This is a genomic window from Pseudomonas sp. PS01300 (assembly GCF_029960155.1).
GTDB lineage: Bacteria > Pseudomonadota > Gammaproteobacteria > Pseudomonadales > Pseudomonadaceae > Aquipseudomonas > Aquipseudomonas palmensis.
This window is the reverse complement of the sequence record NZ_JASCPN010000013.1, coordinates 45,800-67,608: the sequence shown is the minus strand read 5'-3', so window position 1 is coordinate 67,608 and position 21,809 is coordinate 45,800. Positions and strand designations below refer to the sequence as shown.

The following is a 21,809-nucleotide window of genomic DNA, read 5'->3' as shown; positions in this document are numbered from 1 at the left end:
CCTTGTCTTACTTAGACCGAGGCCACATGACTGGCTGCGCTTTCAACACCTGAAAAATGCCTGGCAGACCATTGATGTAGGTACTTTGCAACGTATACACATTTACCTCAGCCGACACGCTTGCCGTCGCTGTGGTACAGATCGGCGAACATGTCGGCCATGGCCTCTTCGCTGGGATCGTCCTGCATTTGTACACTGACCGCGCGACTGACCAGATGGTGCCGGCGCGGCAAGTGCAGATCGTCCGGAATGCGCGGCCCATCGGTCAGATAGGCCACCGGCAACTCATGCGTGATGGCCAGGCTCAGCACCTCGCCCAGGCACGCCGTTTCGTCGAGCTTGGTCAGGATGCAACCGGCCAGCCCGCAGCGCTTGTAGCTGTGGTAGGCAGCGGTCAGCACCTGCTTCTGGCTGGTGGTGGCCAGCACCAGGTAATTCTTGGCCTGGATGCCGCGCCCGGCCAGGGTTTCGAGCTGCATGCGCAGTGCCGGGTCGCTGGCCTGCAGGCCGGCGGTATCGATCAGCACCACGCGCTTGCGCAGCAGAGGGTCCAGGGCCTGGGCCAGCGACTGGCCGGGGTCGACGTGGGTCACCGACACATTCAGGATGCGCCCCAGGGTCTTGAGTTGTTCCTGGGCGCCGATGCGAAAGCTGTCCATGCTCACCAGCGCGATGTTCTGCGCGCCGTACTTGAGCACATAGCGCGCCGCCAGCTTGGCCAGGGTGGTGGTCTTGCCCATGCCGGCCGGGCCGACCATGGCGATCACACCGCCCTCTTCGATCGGCTCGATTTCCGGCACCTGGATCATGCGGGCCAGGTGCGCCAGCAGCATGCGCCAGGCCTGGCGGGGCTCTTCGATGTCGGCAGTGATGTCCAGCACCTCGCGGGCCAGCGGCCCGGCGATGCCGATACGCTGCAGACGGCGCCAGAGGTTGGCCTGGTGCGGCTTGCTGCCCTGCAGCTGGGTCCAGGCCAGCGAGCCGAGCTGCACTTCGAGCAGCTCGCGCAGGCCCGAGAGCTCCGAGCGCATGGAGTCGAACAGACGCTGATCGACCGGCGCCGGGGCCGCTGCCTGAGGCCGCACGGGGGCCTCGACCTGCGGCTCTACCAGCGGCTCGGAGGCGGTCAGCGGCAGGCCGGCGAACAACTGGCGGTTGCCCTCCTCGCCTTCGACCCGGCTGCTGAGCTCGGCCTGCGCGGTGACGATGCGCGACTGGGTCTTGCGCAGTTCGTCCTCGAGCTCGACGTTCGGCACCCGCGGCGCAAGCGCGGACAGCTTGTAGTCCAGCGCCGCCGTCAGCTCGACACCGCCAGCAATCCGTCGGTTGCCGATGATGGCGGCCTCTGCCCCCAGCTCATCACGAACCAGCTTCATGGCCTGACGCATATCAGCGGCGAAAAAACGCTTAACTTGCATATCCCACTACCTCAGCCGTTGGGGCCTACTGTGGCAACGATGGTAACTTGCTTGTTGTCAGGTATTTCCTGATACGCCAAAACATGCAAATTCGGTACAGCCAGGCGGCCAAAACGCGACAGCATCTGTCGAACGGGTCCTGCGACCAGCAGGATTGCAGGTTGCCCTTGCATCTCCTGACGCTGGGCGGCCTCGATCAACGAACGCTGAAGCTTTTCGGCCATGCTCGGCTCAAGAAGAACACCATCTTCCTGACCCTGCCCGGCCCTTTGCAAACTATTGAGCAAAATCTGTTCCAACCTTGGCTCAAGCGTGATCACAGGCAGCTCGGACTCAGTTCCTACAATGCTTTGCACGATTGCGCGGCTCAATCCTACGCGCACCGAAGCCACCAGCGCGGCGGTATCTTGACTCTTGGCGGCATTGTTGGCGATGGCTTCGGCAATGGTGCGGATGTCGCGCACCGGCACCTGCTCGGCCAGCAACGCCTGCAGCACCTTGAGCAGACCGGACAGCGGCAGCACCCCCGGTACCAGTTCCTCGGCCAGCTTGGGCGAGCCCTTGGCCAGGACCTGCAGCAGTTGCTGTACCTCTTCGTGACCGATCAGCTCGTGGCAATGCTTGTAGAGGATCTGGTTGAGGTGGGTGGCGACCACGGTGCTCGCGTCCACCACGGTGTAGCCCAGCGATTGCGCCTGGCTGCGCTGGGCCACATCGATCCACACTGCCTCCAGGCCGAAGGCCGGGTCCCTGGCGGCGATGCCGTTGAGGTTGCCGAACACCTGCCCCGGGTTGATCGCCAGTTCGCGGTCGGGGTAGATCTCGGCCTCGGCCAGGATCACCCCCATCAGCGTCAGGCGGTAGGCGCTGGGGGCCAGGTCGAGGTTGTCGCGGATGTGCACGGTGGGCATCAGGAAGCCCAGGTCCTGGGACAGCTTCTTGCGTACCCCCTTGATCCGCGCCAGCAACTGCCCACCCTGGTTGCGGTCCACCAGCGGGATCAGCCGGTAGCCGACTTCCAGGCCGATCATGTCGATCGGGGTAACGTCGTCCCAGCCCAGCTCCTTGGTTTCCTGAGCACGCTGCGGCGACGGCAGCAGGTCCTGCTGGCGCTGCACTTCCTGCTGTGCCTTGACCTTGGCCTGGTTCTGCTTGCGCCACACCAGGTAGGCGCCGCCCGCGGCCATCAGGCCGAGGCTGAGGAATGCCACGTGCGGCATGCCCGGCACCAGCCCCATGACGATCATCAGGCCGCCGGACACGGCCAGCGCCTTGGGCGAATCGAACATCTGCCGGTTGATCTGCTTGCCCATTTCCTCGGAGCCCGAGGCACGGGTAACCATGATCGCGGCGGCGGTGGACAGCAGCAGCGAAGGCAACTGCGCCACCAAACCGTCACCGATGGTGAGCAGCGCATACACGCGACCGGCGTCGCCGAAGGTCATGCCGTGCTGGAAGATACCCACGGCCATGCCGCCGATCAGGTTGATGAACAGGATCAGCAGGCCGGCGATGGCGTCACCGCGCACGAACTTGCTGGCACCGTCCATCGAACCGTAGAACTCGGCCTCCTGGGCCACTTCGGTACGCCGTGCCTTGGCCTGGGCCTGGTCGATCAGGCCGGCGTTGAGGTCGGCGTCGATGGCCATCTGCTTGCCGGGCATGGCGTCGAGGGTGAAGCGCGCGCTCACCTCGGAAATGCGCCCCGCACCCTTGGTCACCACTACGAAGTTGATGATCATGAGGATCGCGAACACCACGATACCGACCACGTAGTTGCCGCCGATCACCACCTCGCCGAAGGCCTGGATCACCTTGCCCGCGGCTTCGTGGCCGTCGTGGCCGTGGAGCATCACCACCCGCGTGGACGCCACGTTCAGCGCCAGGCGCAGCAGCGTGGCCACCAACAGGATGGTCGGAAACACGGCGAAATCCAGCGGGCGCAAGGCGTACACGCACACCAGCAGCACGACGATGGACAGGGCGATGTTGAAGGTGAAGAACACGTCGAGCAGGAACGGCGGGATCGGCAACATCATCATTGCCAACATCACCAGCAGCAACAGCGGCACCCCCAGGTTGCCCCGGCCGAGCCCGGACAGGTTGCTACGGGCGCTGTTGATTAACTGAGAGCGATCCACCGATATTCCTCTTCAAGCAAACTTTTGACGCCATGCGGGCGCTTGGCGCTGCTATTGCAAGAAGCTTTCCAACTTTGGATCAGTGACGCGACCTTCGCCGACACTGCCGGCTCCTGCAGCGAAGGGGCCGGCACCTCGGCGCCGACGGGAAGAGCTCAAACGGTTCAGGAATCGCGGCGCAGGTCCGGCGGAATCGGCAGATCCTTGAGCGGCTCCGGCGCCTTGCCCTTGCCCGCCCGGTGCTGGCGAATCTGATACACGTAGGCCAGCACCTGGGCCACGGCCAGGTAGAGGCCGGCCGGGATCTCTTCCTCGAGCTCGGTGGAGTAGAAGATCGAACGCGCCAGCTCAGGCGATTCCAGCACCTGGATGTTGTGGGCATTGGCGATTTCGCGAATCTTCAGCGCCAGGAAATCGGTGCCCTTGGCCAGCAGCGTCGGCGCATTGCCCTTCTCGGGGTCGTACTTGAGCGCCACCGCATAGTGGGTCGGGTTGGTGATGATCACGTCGGCATCGGGGATCGCCGCCATCATGCGCCGCTGCGACATCTCGCGCTGCAACTGGCGAATACGCTGCTTGACCTCCGGCTTGCCCTCGCTGTTCTTGTACTCGTCGCGCACCTCCTGTTTGGTCATCAGCAGCTTCTTGTGCGACTGGTACAGCTGCAACGGCACGTCCACCAGGGCAATCAGCAACAGGCCGGCGGCCATCCACAGGGCACTCCAGCCCACCACCTGCACGCTGTGGATGATCGCCTGCTCCAGCGGCTCGTTGGCAATGGCCAGCAGGTCGTCACGGTCCGACGACAACACCACCAGCGCCACGATCAGGATCACGAAGAACTTCGCCAGGGCCTTGAGCAGCTCGGTCAGTGCGTTCAGGGAAAACATGCGCTTGATCCCCGACAGCGGGTTCATGCGGCTGAACTTGGGCGCCAGGGTGCCGCCGGCAAACAGCCAGCCACCCAGCGAGATCGGCCCGATGAAAGCCACGATCAGCGCCACCAGCAATACCGGCTGCAACGCCATCAGGGCCATCTTGCCCGAGGCCAGCAAGAAGGTGCCCATCGAGCGCTCGTCGATCAGCGTGTCGCGCGACAGGGTGAAGTTGATGCGCATGATGTCCATCAGCACTTCGGCCAGGCCACCACCGAACACCAGCAGGCCACCGGCCCCGGCCAGGGTCACCACCACCGTGTTGAGCTCCTTGGAACGGGCGATCTCGCCCTTCTCGCGGGCGTCCTTCTTCTTTTTCTCCGTGGGGTCTTCTGTCTTGTCCTGACCGCTTTCGCTCTCTGCCATGCTCAGCTCGCCCTCGCCAGCTCACGCAGCCACTGCAGGGCCTCGGAGGCCAGCGCCTGGTAATGGGAAAGGATGTCGGCCAGGACAACCCAGAAAATCCCGAGCCCCAGCACCAGGGTCAACGGGAAACCGATGGAGAAGATGTTCAGCTGCGGCGCTGCACGGGTCATCACGCCGAAGGCGATGTTCACCACTAGCAGCGCGGTGATCGCCGGCAGCACCAGCAGCAGCGCCGCTCCCAGCACCCAGCTCAGCCGCCCGACCAGGTCCCAGTAGTGGTTGACCATCAGGCCGGTGCCCACCGGCAAGGTGGTGAAGCTCTCGGTGATCACCTCGAACACCACCAGGTGCCCGTTCATCGACAGGAACAGCAGCGTCACCAGCATGCTCAGGAACTGGCTGACCACCGCCACGTTGACGCCGTTGACCGGGTCGACCATGGAGGCGAAGGCCATGCCCATCTGGATGGCCACCACCTGCCCGGCCACCACGAATATCTGGAAGAACAGCTGCAGCGACAGGCCGAATACCGCACCGATGAGGATCTGCTCGGCAATCAGCAGCAGCCCGCTGAGCGACAGCGGATTGACTTCGGGCATCGGCGGCAGGCCCGGCACCACCACCACGGTGATCGCCAGGGCCAGGTACAGGCGGATGCGCCCCGGCACCATCTTGGTCCCGATGATGGGCATGGTCATCAGCACGGCGGCAATGCGAAATAGCGGCAGGATGAAGCTCGCCACCCAGGTGGCGATCTGCGCATCGGTCAACTGGAGCATCGCGCGCTCAGCCGATCAACTGGGGAATGCTGCCGTACAACGACAGGATGTATTCCATGAACTTCTGCACCAGCCAGGGCCCGGCCACGATCAGCGTGATCAGCATCACCAGCAGGCGCGGCAGGAAGCTCAGGGTCTGTTCGTTGATCTGGGTGGCGGCCTGGAACATGGCCACCATCAGGCCCACCAGCAGGCTCGGCACCACCAGCACAGCCACGATCATGGTGGTCAGCCACAGCGCATCGCGGAACAGGTCGACAGCAACTTCTGGGGTCATGTTGTTCTCCTCGGCGCGCTAGACGCCACCGAAACTGCCGGCCAGGGTGCCCATGATCAACGCCCAGCCATCCACCAGCACGAACAGCATGATCTTGAACGGCAGGGAGATGATCAGCGGCGACAGCATCATCATACCCATGGCCATCAGCACACTGGCCACCACCAGGTCGATGATCAGGAACGGGATGAAGATCATGAAGCCGATCTGGAACGCGGTCTTGAGTTCGGAGGTGACGAAGGCCGGTACCAGAATGGTCAACGGCGCCTCGTCCGGCGTGGCGATATCGGTACGCTTGGACAGGCGCATGAACAGGTCGAGATCGCTCTCGCGGGTCTGCGCCAGCATGAAGTCCTTGAGGGGCACCTGGGCCTTGGCCACCGCGTCCTGGGCCGACAGGGTCTCGGCCAGGTACGGCTGCAGGGCATCCTTGTTCACCCGGTCGAATACCGGCGCCATGATGAACAGGGTCAGGAACAGCGCCATGCCGGTGAGGATCTGGTTCGACGGCGTCTGCTGCAGGCCCAGGGCCTGGCGCAGGATCGAGAACACGATGATGATCCGGGTGAAGCTGGTCATCAGGATCACGAACGCCGGAATGAAGCTCAGCGCCGTCATGATCAGCAGGATCTGCAGGCTGACCGAGTACTCCTGCTGCCCATCCGCCCCGTTGGACAGGGTGATCGCCGGAATCGACAGCGGGTCGGCGGCCAGGGCCAGCGGCGCTGCGAACATCAGCAGCAGGGTCAACAGCATGCGCAATGCGCCCATCACGACTTGTCCTTTTGATCCTTGCCCAGCAGCTCCATCAGGCGCTGGGCGAATTCGGGCGTAGCCTGGCGGGCGCTGGCCGGTACCTGCACCGGCTCGGCCAGCACATGCAATGCGGTAAGGCTGCCCGGCGTATGACCGATCAGTATCTGTTCGTTGCCCACCTGCACCAGCAGCAGCCGATCACGCGGGCCGACCACGCGCGTGCCGACGATCTCGATGACCTGCTGGCCACGCGGCGTCACGTTCTGCACCCGGCGCAGCAGCCAGGCGAGAAAGAAGATCAGGCCCAGCACCAGCAGCAGCCCCAGCACCAGACGGCCCAACTGCCCGCTGGCACTGCCGGCTGCTGCCGTGGTCGCCGCGGCTGTCGTGGCCGCGGGCTGTGCCGCCAGTGCCAGGTCGAGCCAGAGCAGGCCGACCCCGGTCAGCCCCGCTTGCAGAAGACGCTTCACTCAGCGCAGCTTCTTGATGCGTTCGCTCGGGCTGATCACGTCGGTCAGGCGGATGCCGAACTTCTCGTTCACCACCACCACTTCGCCGTGCGCGATCAGGGTGCCGTTGACCAGCACGTCCAGCGGCTCGCCGGCCAGGCGGTCCAGCTCGATCACCGAACCCTGGTTCAGTTGCAGCAGGTTGCGGATGTTGATTTCGGTGCTGCCCACTTCCATCGAGATGCTCACCGGAATATCCAGGATCACGTCCAGGTTCGGGCCGTCCAGGGTCACTGCATCGTTGCCCTTGGGCGAGCTGCCGAATTCTTCCATCGGCAGGCGGTTGGGCGAGCCGGCACTGCTGCCGCCGTCAGCCGCCAACAGCGCGTCGATGTCGGACTGGCCGGCGTCGCCGGTCTCGCTCAGGGCTGCTGCCCACTCATCGGCCAGGGCCTGGTCTTCCATGGAGGTGATATCGTTTTCGTCAGCCATCTTGTCCTCGACGGGGCAATCAATTCGGAGTTAAAGCCAGGGTACCGATCAGCGGCGCTCGATCGGCTCGGTTACTTGCAATGCCAGCGTGCCCTTGTGCGAGCCCAACTTGGCCTTGAACGACGGTACGCCATTGGCGCGCAGTACCAGCTCGTCCGGCAGTTCGACCGGGATCACATCACCCGGCTGCATGTGCAGGATGTCGCGCAGGCGCAGCTCGCGGCGTGCCACGGTGGCGCTGATCGGCACGCTGACGTCCAGCACGTCTTCGCGCAGGGCCTTGATCCAGCGTTCGTCCTGGTCGTCCAGGTCGGACTGGAAGCCCGCGTCGAGCATTTCGCGCACCGGCTCGATCATCGAGTAGGGCATGGTCACGTGCAGGTCGCCGCCACCGCCATCGAGTTCGATGTGGAAGGTGGACACCACCACCGCCTCGCTCGGGCCGACGATGTTGGCCATGGCCGGGTTGACCTCCGAGTTGATGTACTCGAAGTTGACCGGCATGATCGCCTGCCAGGCTTCCTTGAGGTCGACGAAGCACTGGTCCAGCACCATGCGCACCACGCGCAATTCGGTGGGCGTGAACTCGCGACCCTCGATCTTGGCGTGACGACCGTCACCGCCGAAGAAATTGTCCACCAGCTTGAACACCAGCTTGGCATCGAGGATGAACAGCGAGGTGCCGCGCAACGGCTTGATCTTCACCAGGTTGAGGCTGGTGGGCACGTACAGCGAGTGCACGTACTCACCGAACTTCATCACCTGCACGCCCCCCACTGCCACATCCGCCGAGCGGCGCAGCAGGTTGAACATGCTCACGCGGGTATAGCGGGCGAAACGTTCGTTGATCATTTCCAGGGTCGGCATGCGCCCGCGCACGATCCGGTCCTGGCTGGTCAGGTCGTAGCTCTTGATGCTGCCGGGGTCGGCGCCGCTATCGGTTTGCACCAGCCCGTCGTCGACGCCGTGCAGCAGGGCATCGATCTCATCCTGGGACAGCAGGTCCTGCATGGCCATCTTGGGCTCCTACTGCAATACGAAATTGGTGAACAGCAACTGGTCGATCACCAGCTTGCCGACTTCTTTCTGGGCCACTTCCTGCACGCTGGCGGTGGCCTTCTGGCGCAGCATCTCCTGGCCGACCGGGGTCGCCAGGGAGTCGAACGGCTGGCCGGAGAAGAGCATCACCAGGTTGTTGCGGATCACCGGCATGTGCACTTTCAGCGCATCCAGCGCAGCCTGGTCGCGCCCCTGCATGGTGATGCTCACCTGCATGTAGCGCTGACGACCGTTCTGGTTGAAGTTGACGACGAAGGCTGGCGCCAGCGGCTCGTAGATGGCCGCAGGCCTGACGTTGCTGACGGTTGCCGGGTCGACCTGAGGTTTGCTGTCGCCCCTTTGCAGGAAGAACCAGGTGGCGCCCACCGACAAGCCGATGGCCAGCAGCAATGCCAGCACCAGCAGCAGGATCAGCTTGAGTTTGCCTTTTACGGCGGGGTCTTTCACTGCTTCGCTCTTCGCCATGCCAATAATCCGTCACTCACAAGAGGTTTGTCCCACATGGCGAGGGTTGAGCAAGTGTTATGCCAGATTTGCGGGCCACACCGGCCCGATTGAGGAAGGCGACGAACGCAGGGGCAGATTCATCCGTGAAGGGCTGGGCAGCCGCCCCGCAACCGCCCAGCCCTACCCGTGCAATCAGGCGTAGAAATCGACCGCGCTGGACCCCAGCACCACCGGTCGCTCCACCGGCTGGGCCGCCGCGTCGGCGTCGGCCTCTTCGCCGCCCGCGCCTTCATTGCGACGCGCGGCCACGCCGCTGAGCTTCGAGGTGCCGTCCTGCGAGCCCTGCTGCTGCTCGCGGGACTGGTCGGCCACGTTCACGTCAGGTTGCGCCAGGCCCTGTTCGGCGAACATTTCCTTGAGCCGGCTGGCCTGGTTTTCCAGCGCTTCGCGCACCACCACGTTGCCACTGGTGAAGGTGATCTGCGCCTGCTGCTCGGGTGTCATGTGCACGCGAATGTCCAAGCGCCCCAGTTCGGCTGGCTCCAGCTTGATTTCAGCCGACTTCAGGTTCTGGCTGGACAGGTACATCACGCGATTGACCAGGCCCTCGGTCCAGCCACCCTGGTGCATCGCCAGCGGCTGGTTCAGCGGCATCGCCACCGGCACCGCATTGGCGGTCTTGGGCGTCGCAGCCTGGGTCAGCGCGCTGAGGCGCTCGGCAAAGTCATCGACACGGGTATCGCTGGAGGCGCCCTTGAGGTCCTTAAGGCCGTCATCGAGCAGATTGCTGAAGCCCTTCTCGCCCGGCTCGCTGTCGCCCGGATCGGCCTGACGCGGGTCGAGCATGGCCGCCAGGGTATTGACGGCAGGCTGGCCCTGGGTGGCTTCGGGTTGCGCCGTGGTCGGCTTGCTGGCATGGGCAGAGGTGGTGCCCTGGGCCTGGGCGTTCTGCTCCAGGGCCAGGCGCAATGCCGGCAGGTCCTCGAGCACGTCGCCGGCCGGGTCGAAAGCGGGTTCTTCCGGGGCCGGTGGCTGCGGCGCGACGGCCGGGGCCTGCACCTGGGCCTGCAACTGTGCGGCAGCCGCCTGCACCACTGGGGCCACCGCTTCGGCCTGAGCCTGGATCAGCTGTGCACCGGCCTGGGCGTCAGTAACCTGACCCGCCACCAGGCTCGAATCGAGCAGTTGAAGGTCATCGGCAACTGGCGTCGACTCGTCCGATGCCGGCTTCTGTTCAGGCAATGAATTGCCGCTGTCGGCAACAGTGCGCTCCTGATCGGTCGCCGTCTTGCCGGCATTTGCCGCCCCGGCTGCAAAGCCCGCCTTGTCGGCATTGGGCACATCCGCCTTGGCCGGCAGCTTGTCGCGGGACTGATCGGCATACACCTTGGAGAAGCCCGCAGCCTTGTCATTGGCGACCTGGGGCACCTTTTCGGGCGCTGGCGCAGCCGTGCGCGAGGCCTTGGCCACGGCGGACGGTTGCAGCAGCGGGTTTGAAGCGACAGGCATGGGAAGGGTCTCCACTACAGAAGCGCGAACTTGAATAGCGAAGAGACTGCAAGAGTCGCGCCAGGTTTGCGCTACACAGGATGCCTGGCCGCCTGCGGCGACACGCGCTCCAACTCGGCGACATAGAAGGGACGCACTTCGAGGTACTCGCACCTGATCTGGCTGATCAGGTCCTCGATGCCGTGTGCCGGCTGCTCCATCACGCGCACTTCCAGCTGCCGACACAACTCGGCCAGGTCGGTGGCGCCCATGTTGCTGCAGCTACCCTTGAAACTGTGGGCAGCCTCACTCAGCTGCCGGGGGGAGCGGGCGTCGCGCAGTTGCACCATGCGCTTTTCGCAATCGGCCAGGAAGGTCTCCAGCAACTCGGCATACTGGCTACCCATGACCTCCCGCAACTCGCCCACTACCTTGTTATCGATACGCTGATCGGACACTTGCTCACTCCTTGATCAAGTTCAATTATGCCAGAGCCACCCAGGCGAACTCCACGCGGGCCCTGCGCCCTCCGTCGGCCCATTCGGCGTGACGGCTCAAACGCCGGATCAGGCTCAGGCCACGCCCGCACAACCGCTGCTCCAACACCGGTCGGGCCAGCACTGTACCCACATCGAAGCCACTGCCGCTATCTTCGATCTCAATCACCAGACGCCCGCCACCCGCTACGGGTTCAACCTGAAGGTGCAAGCGTATGTAACCTTCCTGCAATGCCTGCAGGCGTCGGCTGCGCTCCTGATAATAGGCGGCAAACCCCTGGGCGTCGCGCTTGAGGGCCGAGTCGAGGGCCAGCACACCGTGCTCCAGTGCATTGGTGTAGAGCTCGTTGAGCACGCTGTGCAGCGCACCGCTCTGGGGGCGCAGGCCGTGTATTTCCTGCAGTACCTGCAACAGATAGGGCAAGGGGTTGAAGCGTTTGAGGGTCTGCGCGCGAAACTCGAACGACAGCGACCAGTCCAGCGGGCTGGACTGGCCGCTGTCCGAATACACCAGCGGCGGCGGGGCCAGTGTCTGGGGCTCGACCACACTGATCTCGAGCATGCTGACATCGTCGCGGGACTGGCCGCGAAAGTCTTCGAGCGCCTGCAGCACATCCTCGAACAGGTGCTGCGGCGCACGGTTGCGCGCAAACACCTGGCGCAGGCGTTCCACCCCGAACAACTGCTCATCCTGGTCGCAGGTATCCACCACCCCATCGGACAGCAGGAACAGGCGATCCCCCAACGCCAGCGACACCACCTCGGGGTGCTCGTCGAAACGCTCCGGCGCCAGCACCCCCAAGGGCAAGTGCCGCGACACCAGCGCCTGGGGCTCGCCACCGGCCGCGGGCAGCAGGTAGCCGTCCGGCATGCCGCCGTTCCATACCTCGACCAGGCGCCGTTCGAAACTCAGGCTGAGCATCATTGCGCAGCAGAACATGTCCACCGGCAGGATGCGCTTGAGCTTGGCGTTCATCTCGCGCAAGGTTTCGGCCAGGCCGTAGCCCTTGGCGGTCATGCCGTAGAACACCTCGGCCAACGGCATGGCGCCCACTGCAGCCGGCAGGCCATGGCCAGTGAAATCGCCCAGCAGCACATGCATTTCACCGGTCGGCGTGAACGCCGCCAGCAGCAGGTCGCCGTTGAACAGCGCATAGGGAGATTGCAGGTAGCGGATGTTCGGCGCATTCAGGCACCCCGAGTGCGTGACCTGATCGAACACCGCCTTGGCCACCCGCTGCTCGTTGAGCAGGTGGCCGTGGTGGCGCGCCAGCTCGTCGCGCTGCTCCAGCACGGTCGCCTGCAGGCGACGCAGGCGATCCATCGCCTTGATCTTGGCGGCCAGGATCACCGGGCGATAAGGCTTGGGCAGAAAGTCGTCGCCACCGGCCTCCAGGCAACGCACCAGGGCCTGCTCCTCACTCAGCGAGGTAAGAAAGATGATCGGCACCAGCGCCTGGCCAGCCATCAGCTTGATCTGGCGAGCCGCCTCGAAGCCGTCCATCACCGGCATCAGCGCGTCGAGCAGCACCAATTGCGGACGCAGCTCGGCAAACAGCGCCACTGCCTGCGCACCGTTCTCGGCCGTGATCACCGAGTGCCCCTGCTCGCGCACGATGCGCGCCAGCAACAGGCGGTCGGTGGCGCCATCTTCGGCAATCAGCACGGTCAGCGACGACTGCTCGTTCACGAGGTCGCTCAAGTGATCTCGAACAGCTTGTCGAAATTGGAGATGGCGAGGATCTTGCGAACGTCGGAGCTGGCGTTGATCACCCGTATATACGCATCGTCGCCGCCGGCGTGGTCACGCAGCAGCAGGAGCATGCCCAGGGCGGAGCTGTCGAGATAGGTGGCGTCCTTCAAGTCGACGACCACGCCCTTGGAAGGTACTGGCTCGCGCTCGTAGCATTCACGAAACGCCTGGTGCTTGCCGAAATCGAACCGTCCCTTGACCCTGATCGTCAGGCTGTTCCCATCCGGCGATAGATCGTGCTCCACGGCCATATGCTCGACTCCTTCGATCATGGCGATTGCAGACACCACAGGTTTAGCAGCCCGCCCGCCCCTGGGCAACCTGCGCCGACCAATGCCGTGCTAGAAGCGATCGTGGCGCGGCAATCGCTGGGACAATTCGTCGAGCAGCTTCTGCTCGCGCTTGTCCTCGAGCATGCGGGCTTCATCGCGGTAGCGCTGTACCAGCTTGCGCAGGCCCTCGACCCGGGCGTAGGCCTGCTGCCAGGTGGCCCGTGCGTTGTTGAGGTTGGTCTGGTGCCACACCAGGCTCTGGTGTTGCTGGGCCACGGCGGTGTCCAGCTGGCTGAGAAAGCGCTGATAGCCCAGCAGCCAGCTGCCTGAAACGCCCTGGCCGCCCTTTTCCATCCACTGGTTCTGGTACTCGCTGCGAAACTGGTCCAGTTCCCGGAGCTTGGTTTCGGCCATGCTCACCTGCTGCTGGAAATGCCCGAGGCGCTGCACAGCCTTGCGCTCGGCCTCCTCGGCCATCTCCACCACCGGCACCAGGCGCGCGGCACGACTTGGCAGGGCCATCGGTTATCAGCCCGATGCCGCTGGGGCGAAGACCGCCGCCAGTTCATCGCGGCTCTGCTCATGGCTGACGTTTTCATTGAGCCCCTGGCGCAGGTACTGCACCAGCTTGGGTTGCAGGGAAATCGCCAGGTCCGTCTCGCGGTCGCCGCCAGCCACATAGGCACCCACGCTGATCAGGTCGCGGCTTTGCGACAGGCGCGACCAGAGCTGCTTGAACTGCTGGGCCTGGGTCATCTGCTCGGGGCTGACCACCTGCGGCATGACCCGGCTGATCGAAGCCTCGATATCGATGGCCGGGTAATGCCCCTCTTCGGCCAGGCGCCGGGACAGCACGATATGGCCGTCGAGTACGCCCCGCGCGGAGTCGGCAATCGGGTCCTGCTGGTCGTCGCCTTCGGACAACACGGTGTAGAAGGCGGTGATCGAGCCACCACCGGCCTCGCCGTTGCCGGCACGCTCCACCAGCTTGGGCAGCTTGGCGAACACAGAAGGCGGATAGCCCTTGGTGGCTGGCGGCTCGCCGATGGCCAGGGCGATTTCCCGCTGGGCCTGGGCGAAACGGGTCAGCGAATCCATCAGCAGCAGGACGTTCTTGCCCTTGTCGCGAAAGTACTCGGCGATCCGCGTGCAGTACATGGCGGCGCGCAGGCGCATCAGCGGCGCATCATCGGCAGGGGATGCCACCACCACCGAACGCTTGATGCCCTCCTCGCCCAGGATGTGCTCGATGAACTCCTTGACCTCACGCCCCCGCTCACCGATCAGCCCCACCACGATGATGTCGGCCTCGGTGAAACGGGTCATCATGCCCAGCAGCACACTCTTGCCCACGCCGGTACCGGCGAACAGGCCCAGGCGCTGGCCACGGCCCACCGTCAGCAGGCCATTGATGCTGCGAATGCCCACGTCCAGCGGCTGGCTGATGGGGTCGCGGTTGAGTGGGTTGATGGTGGGGCCGTCCATCGGCACCCAGTCCTCGGCCTTCATCCCGCCCTTGCCATCCAGCGCCCGGCCGGCACCGTCCAGCACGCGACCGAGCATGCTCATGCCCATCGGCAGGCGGCCGCTTTCGGCCAGCGGCACCACCCGCGCACCGGGCGCGATGCCGGCAACGCTGCCCACCGGCATGAGAAACACCCGGTCACCGGCAAAGCCCATGACCTCGGCCTCGACCTGCACCGGATGGTAGCTGTCATCGTTGATCACCAGGCAGCGGCTGCCGACGGCAGCGCGCAGGCCCTCGGCCTCCAGGGTCAGGCCGACCATGCGCAACAACCGCCCCTCCACCACCGGCTGCGCCGGCAGGCTCACGGCCTCGGCATAGGTGCCCAGGCGCTTGCCGAAGCTGGTACGGTCAAGGCGCATCGGGCGTGGCCTCGCTAGTGCCCGGGTCGCCAGCAAGGTCGACGTGCAAGTCTGGTGCGGCAGGGTGCAGGCCCTGGTCATGCAACTGGTCGAACAACTGGGTCATGGCCTTTTCGATGCGGGTCTCGACGGTGGCGTCGATACGGCTGTGCAACGTCTCGATGCGGCAACCACCGGGCAACAGGGCGTCGTCTTCGAGCAGGCGCCAGTTTTCCTCATGACGCTCGCGCAGGGCCTTGGCCAGCTCGAAGTCCTGCGGATTGACATGAATGCGGATGTTTTCGGCGCCCATCGGCAGCAGCTTGAGGGCCTCGCGCAGCACGTGGGTGATCTGGCTGGAGTCGGTGGCCAGCTCACGCCCGATCACCTCGCGGGTGATGCGGCTGACCATGTGCACCAGGGCCTTCTCGATCTGATTGTCCTGCTCGGCGATCGGGTCGAGCAGGTGGCCCATCAGCTGCTCCAGGCTCGCCAGCTTGGCGCTCAGGGCCACTTCGGCCTCCTGGCGGACCTTGAGCTGGGTGCTGTGAAACCCTTCGCGCTCGCCGGTGGCAAAGCCTTCGTTGTAGGCTTCCTGGCGAATGCTTTCGAGCTCTTCGAGGGTCAGCGGCTGGACTTCTTCCAGCGGCACTTCTTCGACTTCCTCGACGATTTCCGGCTCGGGTTCGGGCTCGGGTTCCGGCTCCGGGTCGAAGCTGGGCAGCGCCCAGCGGTCGAAGCCCTCGACGTCGCGGGCGGGGATCAGTTCACTCAGGTGCTCGTTGGTCGACATGATTCCACGCGTTCAATTGGGTAGGCGCCGGGGTGGTCGGCGATGCGGCCGCCAGGCACCGGCGGGTACCGCGTTGAGGCATCCGCCGGCAAGGCCGGCTCCTGTGGAGGAGCCGGGGCCGGCGAACGGCTTTAGATCATTTCTTCGGCGCCCTTGCCGCCGAGCACGATCTCGCCGGCTTCGGCCATGCGCCGGGCAATGGTGAGGATCTCTTTCTGCGCCGTTTCCACGTCGCTGACCCGCACCGGGCCCTTGGCCTCGAGGTCGTCACGCAGCAGCTCGGAAGCCCGCTTGGACATGTTCTTGAAGATCTTGTCCTTGACCTTCTCGTCGGCGCCCTTGAGCGACACCACCAGCACGTCCGAGGACACTTCGCGCAACAGCGCCTGGATACCGCGGTCGTCGACATCGGCCAGGTTGTTGAAGACGAACATGAGGTCTTCGATCTGCTCGGACAGCTCGCCGTCGACGTCGCGAATCGCGTCCATCAGCTGGCCTTCGACCGAACTGTCGAGGAAGTTCATGATGTCGGCCGCGCGCTTGATACCGCCCAGGGTGGTACGTGCCGCGTTGGAGTTGCCCGAGAACTGCTTCTCCAGAATCTGGTTGAGCTCCTTGAGCGCCGCCGGCTGCACGGTGTTGAGCGAGGAGACGCGCAGGATGATGTCCAGGCGCACCTTGTGATCGAAGTTGCCCAGCACCTCACCGGCCTGGTCGGGGTCCAGGTAGGCCACCACGATGGCCTGGATCTGCGGGTGCTCGTAGCGGATCACGTCGGCCACGGCACGCGGCTCCATCCACTTCAGGCTGTCCAGGCCGCTGGTGTTGCCACCCAGCAGGATGCGGTCGATCAGGCCGTTGGCCTTGTCCTCGCCCAGGGCCTGGGTGAGCATCTTGCGGATGTAGCCGTCGGAGCCGACACCCAGGCTGGTCTGGTCGCCGACGATCTCGACGAACTCGCTCATCACCTGCTCGACCTGTTCGCGATGGACGTTGCCCATCTGCGCCATGGCCACGCCGACCCGCTGCACTTCCTTGGGGCCCATGTGGCGCAACACCTGCGCCGCATCGGTTTCACCCAGCGACAGCAGCAGGATGGCCGCCTTGTCGACACGGGTCAGTTTGGCGGTAAGGGCTCGATTATCACTCATCGGCGTTGATCCACTCTTTCACGACCTGGGCCACACGACCCGGGTCTTCGGCCACCAGGCTCTTGATTGCGTTCAGCTGAGCGTCGTAACCCTCGCTCGGGCTAGGCAACAGAATGCTTTGCGGACCACCCAGGCTGACGCGGTCGTTGGCCAGATCGCCATCCAGACCGAGCATGCCGCCCAGTTCCATGTCGCCATCGGCACCGGCGCCCTGCTTGCCGTTGCCGGTGATGTTGTTGAGCACCGGGCGCAGCACGCCGAACACCAGCACCAGGATGAACAGCACGCCCATGACCTGCTTGATGATGTCCCAGAACCACGGTTGCTGGTAGAACGGAATCTCGGTGAACACTTCGCCACGGTCGGCGGCGAATGGCACGTTGATCACACTGACGCTGTCACCGCGGCTGGCATCGAAGCCGACGGCGTCCTGCACCAGGCGCGTGAAGCGCGCCAGGTCTTCGGCCCCCCATGGCGCGCGGGTCGACTCGCCAGTGGCCGGGTCGAGCTTGACCTGGTCGTCGACCACCACCGCGACCGACAGGCGGCTCAGGCGCCCCTGCTGCTGGCGGGTGTGGCTGATGGAACGGTCCAGTTCGAAGTTCTTGGTCGACTGCTGACGCTTGTCGGCCGGGTACGGTGCGAGCATCGGCTGGCCGGTGGCCGGGTCCATGATCTGCTGGCCGTTGGCGTCCAGCAGCGGCTGGCCTGGTTGCACCATGCCCGCGGCAGCCTGTGCCTGACCGGTCTGCTGTGGCGCAGTGGCCGGGCCGGGTGGCTGGTTGCTCAGGGCACCAGGCACGCCCTGCGGGCCCATGCTGCTGGAGCGTTGTTCGTTCACCGACTGCTCGCTGCGCAAGGCAGGCTGGTCGGGGTTGAACTGTTCGGAGGTGGACTCGACCGCACTGAAGTCGACGTCGGCGGAGACTTCGGCCTTGTAGCGGTCGTTGCCCAGCACCGGCAACAGAATGTTGTGCACGCGCTGGGTGAGCATGCCTTCCATGCGGCGGCTGTAGTCGAACTGCTTGCCGGCCATGGTCAGCTCGGAGTTCTCGCCCTGGTCGGACAGCAGGTTGCCCTTCTGGTCGACCACGGTCACCTGGGACTTGTTCAGTTCCGGAACGCTGGACGCCACCAGGTTGACGATGGCCGCCACCTGGCCGGGCTCGAGGCCACGCCCCGAATACAGCTCGACCAGTACCGAGGCACTGGGCTTGCGCTCGTCGCGCACGAACACCGAGCTTTTCGGAATGGCCAGGTGCACGCGGGCACCCTTGACGTTGTTCAGGCTGGAGATGGTACGCGCCAGTTCACCTTCCAGGCCGCGACGATAACGGGTGGCCTCCATGAACTGGCTGGTGCCCAGCCCCTGCTCCTTGTCGAGCAGTTCGAAGCCGACGTTGCCATCGCCTGGCGCCACGCCGGCCGCGGCAAGTTTCAGGCGCGCACGGGAGAGGTCTTCGGACTTGACCAGCAGCGCCCCGGAGCTGGGCTCGACGTTGTAGGCGATGTCGGCGGCGGACAGGGTGTCCATGACCTGCTTGGTGTCCATGCCGGCAAGGCTTGGGTACAGCGGGCGGTAGTCGGGCTGCTGCGACCACAGCACCACGGCAAAGCCGATCGCCACGCTCGCCGCCAACCCGACCAGCAGACCGACCTGACGCAGCATGGGCATCTCTGCGATGTTTTCCAGAAAGGACATGCCGAACAGCGGCGGCTTGGGCGCCGGGCTGCCTTTGGCGGGCACGTTATCAACGACTGCTTCGGCCATGACTCAATCTCGCCCTTATACCGGCATCTGCATGATGTCTTGATACGCCTGCACCAGCTTGTTGCGCACCTGGGTCAAGGCCTGGAACGACACGCTGGCCTTCTGCGAGGCGATCATCACGTCGGTAAGGTCGACGCCGCTCTTGCCGATCTCGAAGGCGTTGGCCAACTGGGTGGACGCCTGCTGGGTATCGCTGACCTTGTTGATGGCCTGGCCAAGCATGTCGGCAAAACCGCTCGAGCCAAGCTCTGGCGCAGGGGCAGCCTTCGACATCGACATGGCGTCCGCCTGCATGGCCCGCATGTCCAACATCAATCGATTAAATTCAACACCTTGGCTCATTGACTCTTCTCTCCGACGACCCGCATTTTTTTGACACTACGCAGCGGACAGGCAGAACTTAGCAACAAGAGTGCCAGCTCTACCCCCAGGACCAACAAAAACGACCGGTTACGGCGTCACACGCCGCTGGCGTAGAGACTCGCCTCCACATCCAGGCCGGCATCACGCATCTGTGCCAGCTTGTAGCGCAAGGTGCGCGGGCTGATGCCCAGACGCTCGGCAGCCTCCTTGCGGCGCCCGCGCTCGGCGCGCAGGGTATCGATGATCATCTGGAACTCGTGGCGGCGCAGATCATCCCCCAGCCCGGCTGGCTCGGACGGCTCGGCCAGCACCGGCACCGGCTCTACGGGCGATGCCGCCAGCAGCGGCAGCACCCCGGCCAGGCAGAAGTCCGCCGCCTCGATCACCCCGCCCTGCTGCAGGATCAGCGCCCGCTGGATGGCGTTGTCCAGCTCGCGCACGTTACCCGGCCACGGATAGCCTTGCAGGCAGGCCTGGGCCTGGGCCGACAGGCGCACGGGGGCATGCTTCATTTTATTGACGTGTCGCGCCAGCAGACGCTCGGCCAGCGGCAGAATGTCGGCGCTGCGCTCGCGCAGCGGTCGCCAGGCCAGCGGGAACACCGACAGGCGATAGAACAGGTCTTCGCGAAACCGCCCCGCCGCCACTTCGCCGGCAAGGTCGCGGTTGGTGGTGGCGACCACGCGGATGTCCAGCGCGATCGGCTTGCGCCCGCCTACCCGCTCGACCTCGCGCTCCTGCAGCACCCGCAGCAGCTTGGCCTGCAGCCCCAGCGGCATTTCGGAAATCTCGTCGAGCAGCAGCGTGCCACCGTCGGCCTGCTCGAACTTGCCTGGCTGGGCGGCTATCGCCCCGGTGAACGAGCCCTTTTCATGTCCGAACAACGTGGCTTCGAGCATGTTGTCGGGGATGGCGGCGCAGTTGATGGCCACGAATGGCTGGTCGGCACGCAGGGACTGCTGGTGAATGTAGCGCGCCAGCACCTCCTTGCCGGTGCCCGACTCGCCGGAAATCAGCACGGTGGAATCACTGCGCGCCACCCGCGCGGCCAGTTCGAGCAACTGCGCACTGGCAGGCTCGCGCGCCACCGGACCGTCGGCGTCCGCGCCGCTGGCAACGCCCAGGGCATGACGGGCCACCAGGTCGAGCAATGCGCGTGGCTCGAAGGGCTTGACCAGATAGTCCGCAGCGCCCTGGCGCATCGCATCCACTGCACGCTCAACGGCAGCGTGCGCGGTCATCAGCAGCACCGGCAACTGCGGCTGGCGGGCCCGCAACGCGGCCAGCAACTGGTGGCCGTCCATTCCCGGCATGTTGACGTCGCTGACCACCAGGCTGAAGGGCTGACTGGCCGCCACTTCCAGCGCTTCTTCGGCCGAGCCCACTGCATGATAGGCAAAACCGCCCAGCTCCAGGGTATCGGCCAGGGCCTGGCGCAGTACGCGGTCATCCTCGACCAGCAGAACCTTGATCGCCCTCATGCCGTTGCCTCCAGCGGTGCGCCGATCAGCGGCAGGGTCACCAGCGCACAGGTACCGCGCCCGGGGCGCGAGCGCAGCTGCACGGTGCCTTGGTGTGCTCGGGCAACCGCCATCACCACCGCCAGGCCAAGCCCGGTGCCAGTGGCCTTGGTGGTCAGGAACGGCTCGCCCAGGCGCGCCAGCAATGCACTGTCGATGCCCGGCCCGGCATCGCTGATGCACAGGCGCAGGCTTTGCCCGCGACGATACAGGTGTACCTTGAGCCGAGCAGCGCCGGGCGCGGCCTGCAGGGCGTTTTCAATGAGATTGAGCAGCGCCCCCACCAGGGTGTCGCGGTTGCACAGCAATTCGCCCAGGTGGCTGTCGCACTGCCAGCGCACAGCATGCCCCTGTACATGTACCTGCGCGGCCTGCTGCAGCGCCTGGAACAACGCCTTGGGGGTCACGCGGTCGGTCAGCGGCAGTTCCCCGCGGGCGAACACCAGCATGTCGCGTACCTGGTGCTCGAGTTCGTGCAGACGCTCCTTGAGGCTGCCGGCAAAACGCTGACGGGTGTCCAGCGGCAGGTCCTGCTCGGCCAGGTGACTGGCATACAGCAAGGCGGCCGACAGTGGCGTGCGGATCTGATGCGCCAGCGAGGCCACCATTCGCCCCAGGGTCGACAGGCGCTCGTGCCGCGCCAGCTGGCTTTGCAGGTGGCGGGTTTCGGTGAGATCGGTCAACAGCACCAGCTGGCCCGGCTCGGCATCCAGCGAGCGGGTAGCGATCGACAGGCGGCGACCATCGCGCAGCGACACTTCGTGGCCGTCGTCCTCGCGCGGCGCAAAGCTGCGGGCGATCACCTGACGCCACAGCTCGCCCACCAGCGGCTGACCCAGCAGTTCGACGGCGGCCGGGTTGGCCTCGCGCACGCGGCCCTGGCCGTCGATCACGATCACCCCGCCGGGCAACAGCGACAGCAGGTTCTGCAGGCGGTTGGCCAGTCGCTCCTTCTCCGCCAGCTCCGCCATGCGCTGCGCACTGACCACGGCCAACTCCCCCTTGAGCTCGGTGACACGGGCCTCGAGCAGGTTGTAGGACTGGCTCAGTTGGGTCGACACCTGGTCGAACAGGGCAAACGCCTGCTCGAGCCCCTGACGACTCTGCTGTTCGGCGGCGTCAGAACGCCTGGGCTCGGCGGCGGGGATGTGGGCGGCGTGGGGCATGGGTTGCTCTCTCGCATGGCTCACCGTCATAAAACGGTATGTTGCCAGCG

22 protein-coding genes are annotated in these 21,809 nt (G+C 65.1%); all 22 read right to left on the bottom strand.

The features are described from left to right. Positions 1–107: 107 nt before the first annotated feature. The 22 genes from flhF to QMX96_RS09625 all read right to left on the bottom strand — a co-directional run bounded on the left by flhF (position 108) and on the right by QMX96_RS09625 (position 21,759). Positions 108–1,418 carry a flagellar biosynthesis protein FlhF gene (gene flhF, locus QMX96_RS09730; protein ID WP_043861822.1) on the bottom strand — a complete coding sequence of 437 codons (1,311 nt, stop codon included), beginning with the start codon at positions 1,416–1,418 and terminating at the stop codon, positions 108–110. An 11-nt stretch (positions 1,419–1,429) separates the two neighbouring features. Next, complete coding sequence (gene flhA / locus QMX96_RS09725) at positions 1,430–3,559, bottom strand: flagellar biosynthesis protein FlhA (RefSeq protein ID WP_043861821.1); 2,130 nt, start codon at positions 3,557–3,559, stop codon at positions 1,430–1,432. 164 nt (positions 3,560–3,723) lie between these two features. Then, the gene (gene flhB, locus QMX96_RS09720) at positions 3,724–4,860 is read right to left on the bottom strand and encodes a flagellar biosynthesis protein FlhB (RefSeq protein WP_054915626.1); all 1,137 of its coding nucleotides are present in this window, start codon (positions 4,858–4,860) and stop codon (positions 3,724–3,726) included. Positions 4,861–4,862: 2 nt separating this feature from the next. After that, entirely contained in the window at positions 4,863–5,639 is a 777-nt protein-coding gene (gene fliR / locus QMX96_RS09715; RefSeq protein WP_054915627.1) for a flagellar biosynthetic protein FliR, read from the bottom strand. A gap of 7 nt (positions 5,640–5,646) precedes the next feature. Next, on the bottom strand, positions 5,647–5,916 hold the full coding sequence (gene fliQ, locus QMX96_RS09710) for a flagellar biosynthesis protein FliQ (protein WP_043861818.1): 270 nt from the start codon (positions 5,914–5,916) through the stop codon (positions 5,647–5,649). An 18-nt stretch (positions 5,917–5,934) separates the two neighbouring features. Beyond that, positions 5,935–6,687 carry a flagellar type III secretion system pore protein FliP gene (gene fliP, locus QMX96_RS09705; RefSeq protein WP_054915628.1) on the bottom strand — a complete coding sequence of 251 codons (753 nt, stop codon included), beginning with the start codon at positions 6,685–6,687 and terminating at the stop codon, positions 5,935–5,937. Further along, positions 6,687–7,088 carry a flagellar biosynthetic protein FliO gene (gene fliO / locus QMX96_RS09700; protein ID WP_229590456.1) on the bottom strand — a complete coding sequence of 134 codons (402 nt, stop codon included), beginning with the start codon at positions 7,086–7,088 and terminating at the stop codon, positions 6,687–6,689. Before fliO ends, fliP begins: the two co-directional genes overlap by 1 nt. Positions 7,089–7,142: 54 nt before the next feature. Beyond that, positions 7,143–7,613, bottom strand: coding sequence for a flagellar motor switch protein FliN (fliN, locus tag QMX96_RS09695; protein WP_043861815.1), 471 nt, complete (start codon positions 7,611–7,613; stop codon positions 7,143–7,145). A gap of 48 nt (positions 7,614–7,661) precedes the next feature. Then, positions 7,662–8,630, bottom strand: coding sequence for a flagellar motor switch protein FliM (gene fliM, locus QMX96_RS09690; RefSeq protein WP_043861814.1), 969 nt, complete (start codon positions 8,628–8,630; stop codon positions 7,662–7,664). Between the two features lie 9 nt (positions 8,631–8,639). Further along, positions 8,640–9,137: a flagellar basal body-associated protein FliL gene (gene fliL, locus QMX96_RS09685; protein WP_054915630.1), complete on the bottom strand. Its 498-nt coding sequence runs from the start codon at positions 9,135–9,137 to the stop codon at positions 8,640–8,642. A 174-nt stretch (positions 9,138–9,311) separates the two neighbouring features. Then, positions 9,312–10,628 carry a flagellar hook-length control protein FliK gene (locus tag QMX96_RS09680; protein WP_282361673.1) on the bottom strand — a complete coding sequence of 439 codons (1,317 nt, stop codon included), beginning with the start codon at positions 10,626–10,628 and terminating at the stop codon, positions 9,312–9,314. Between the two features lie 71 nt (positions 10,629–10,699). Then, positions 10,700–11,065, bottom strand: a complete 366-nt coding sequence (locus tag QMX96_RS09675; protein WP_043861811.1) for an Hpt domain-containing protein — start codon at positions 11,063–11,065, stop codon at positions 10,700–10,702. A gap of 25 nt (positions 11,066–11,090) precedes the next feature. Continuing rightward, positions 11,091–12,806, bottom strand: a complete 1,716-nt coding sequence (locus QMX96_RS09670; protein WP_054915632.1) for a fused response regulator/phosphatase — start codon at positions 12,804–12,806, stop codon at positions 11,091–11,093. Beyond that, entirely contained in the window at positions 12,803–13,108 is a 306-nt protein-coding gene (locus tag QMX96_RS09665; RefSeq protein WP_043861809.1) for an STAS domain-containing protein, read from the bottom strand. Before QMX96_RS09665 ends, QMX96_RS09670 begins: the two co-directional genes overlap by 4 nt. 90 nt (positions 13,109–13,198) lie before the next feature. After that, entirely contained in the window at positions 13,199–13,651 is a 453-nt protein-coding gene (gene fliJ, locus QMX96_RS09660; RefSeq protein ID WP_043861808.1) for a flagellar export protein FliJ, read from the bottom strand. Between the two features lie 6 nt (positions 13,652–13,657). Then, entirely contained in the window at positions 13,658–15,016 is a 1,359-nt protein-coding gene (fliI, locus tag QMX96_RS09655; RefSeq protein WP_043861807.1) for a flagellar protein export ATPase FliI, read from the bottom strand. Beyond that, positions 15,006–15,788 carry a flagellar assembly protein FliH gene (gene fliH / locus QMX96_RS09650; protein WP_088515600.1) on the bottom strand — a complete coding sequence of 261 codons (783 nt, stop codon included), beginning with the start codon at positions 15,786–15,788 and terminating at the stop codon, positions 15,006–15,008. Before fliH ends, fliI begins: the two co-directional genes overlap by 11 nt. A 131-nt stretch (positions 15,789–15,919) precedes the next feature. Then, positions 15,920–16,939, bottom strand: a complete 1,020-nt coding sequence (gene fliG, locus QMX96_RS09645) for a flagellar motor switch protein FliG (protein WP_043861805.1) — start codon at positions 16,937–16,939, stop codon at positions 15,920–15,922. Beyond that, on the bottom strand, positions 16,932–18,710 hold the full coding sequence (gene fliF / locus QMX96_RS09640) for a flagellar basal-body MS-ring/collar protein FliF (RefSeq protein ID WP_043861804.1): 1,779 nt from the start codon (positions 18,708–18,710) through the stop codon (positions 16,932–16,934). Before fliF ends, fliG begins: the two co-directional genes overlap by 8 nt. Before the next feature lie 15 nt (positions 18,711–18,725). Next, positions 18,726–19,052, bottom strand: coding sequence for a flagellar hook-basal body complex protein FliE (gene fliE / locus QMX96_RS09635; RefSeq protein WP_043861803.1), 327 nt, complete (start codon positions 19,050–19,052; stop codon positions 18,726–18,728). Positions 19,053–19,168: 116 nt separating this feature from the next. Beyond that, positions 19,169–20,554 (bottom strand): sigma-54 dependent transcriptional regulator, encoded by a 1,386-nt coding sequence (locus tag QMX96_RS09630; protein ID WP_054915634.1) that lies wholly within the window; start codon positions 20,552–20,554, stop codon positions 19,169–19,171. Further along, complete coding sequence (locus QMX96_RS09625) at positions 20,551–21,759, bottom strand: ATP-binding protein (protein WP_054915635.1); 1,209 nt, start codon at positions 21,757–21,759, stop codon at positions 20,551–20,553. Before QMX96_RS09625 ends, QMX96_RS09630 begins: the two co-directional genes overlap by 4 nt. Positions 21,760–21,809 lie beyond the last annotated feature (50 nt).

Excerpts from the sequence above, each read along its gene's own strand:
- fliN (WP_043861815.1), bottom strand. The coding sequence starts at position 7,613 with ATGGCTGACGAAAACGATATCACCTCCATGGAAGACCAGGCCCTGGCC.
- fliH (WP_088515600.1), bottom strand. The coding sequence starts at position 15,788 with ATGTCGACCAACGAGCACCTGAGTGAACTGATCCCCGCCCGCGACGTC.
- flhF (WP_043861822.1), bottom strand. The coding sequence starts at position 1,418 with ATGCAAGTTAAGCGTTTTTTCGCCGCTGATATGCGTCAGGCCATGAAG.
- fliE (WP_043861803.1), bottom strand. The coding sequence starts at position 19,052 with ATGAGCCAAGGTGTTGAATTTAATCGATTGATGTTGGACATGCGGGCC.
- fliF (WP_043861804.1), bottom strand. The coding sequence starts at position 18,710 with ATGGCCGAAGCAGTCGTTGATAACGTGCCCGCCAAAGGCAGCCCGGCG.
- fliM (WP_043861814.1), bottom strand. The coding sequence starts at position 8,630 with ATGGCCATGCAGGACCTGCTGTCCCAGGATGAGATCGATGCCCTGCTG.
- fliL (WP_054915630.1), bottom strand. The coding sequence starts at position 9,137 with ATGGCGAAGAGCGAAGCAGTGAAAGACCCCGCCGTAAAAGGCAAACTC.
- fliI (WP_043861807.1), bottom strand. The coding sequence starts at position 15,016 with ATGCGCCTTGACCGTACCAGCTTCGGCAAGCGCCTGGGCACCTATGCC.
- QMX96_RS09625 (WP_054915635.1), bottom strand. The coding sequence starts at position 21,759 with ATGCCCCACGCCGCCCACATCCCCGCCGCCGAGCCCAGGCGTTCTGAC.
- flhB (WP_054915626.1), bottom strand. The coding sequence starts at position 4,860 with ATGGCAGAGAGCGAAAGCGGTCAGGACAAGACAGAAGACCCCACGGAG.
- fliR (WP_054915627.1), bottom strand. The coding sequence starts at position 5,639 with ATGCTCCAGTTGACCGATGCGCAGATCGCCACCTGGGTGGCGAGCTTC.
- QMX96_RS09630 (WP_054915634.1), bottom strand. The coding sequence starts at position 20,554 with ATGAGGGCGATCAAGGTTCTGCTGGTCGAGGATGACCGCGTACTGCGC.
- fliJ (WP_043861808.1), bottom strand. The coding sequence starts at position 13,651 with ATGGCCCTGCCAAGTCGTGCCGCGCGCCTGGTGCCGGTGGTGGAGATG.
- fliG (WP_043861805.1), bottom strand. The coding sequence starts at position 16,939 with ATGAGTGATAATCGAGCCCTTACCGCCAAACTGACCCGTGTCGACAAG.
- QMX96_RS09680 (WP_282361673.1), bottom strand. The coding sequence starts at position 10,628 with ATGCCTGTCGCTTCAAACCCGCTGCTGCAACCGTCCGCCGTGGCCAAG.
- QMX96_RS09665 (WP_043861809.1), bottom strand. The coding sequence starts at position 13,108 with ATGGCCGTGGAGCACGATCTATCGCCGGATGGGAACAGCCTGACGATC.
- fliP (WP_054915628.1), bottom strand. The coding sequence starts at position 6,687 with ATGGGCGCATTGCGCATGCTGTTGACCCTGCTGCTGATGTTCGCAGCG.
- fliQ (WP_043861818.1), bottom strand. The coding sequence starts at position 5,916 with ATGACCCCAGAAGTTGCTGTCGACCTGTTCCGCGATGCGCTGTGGCTG.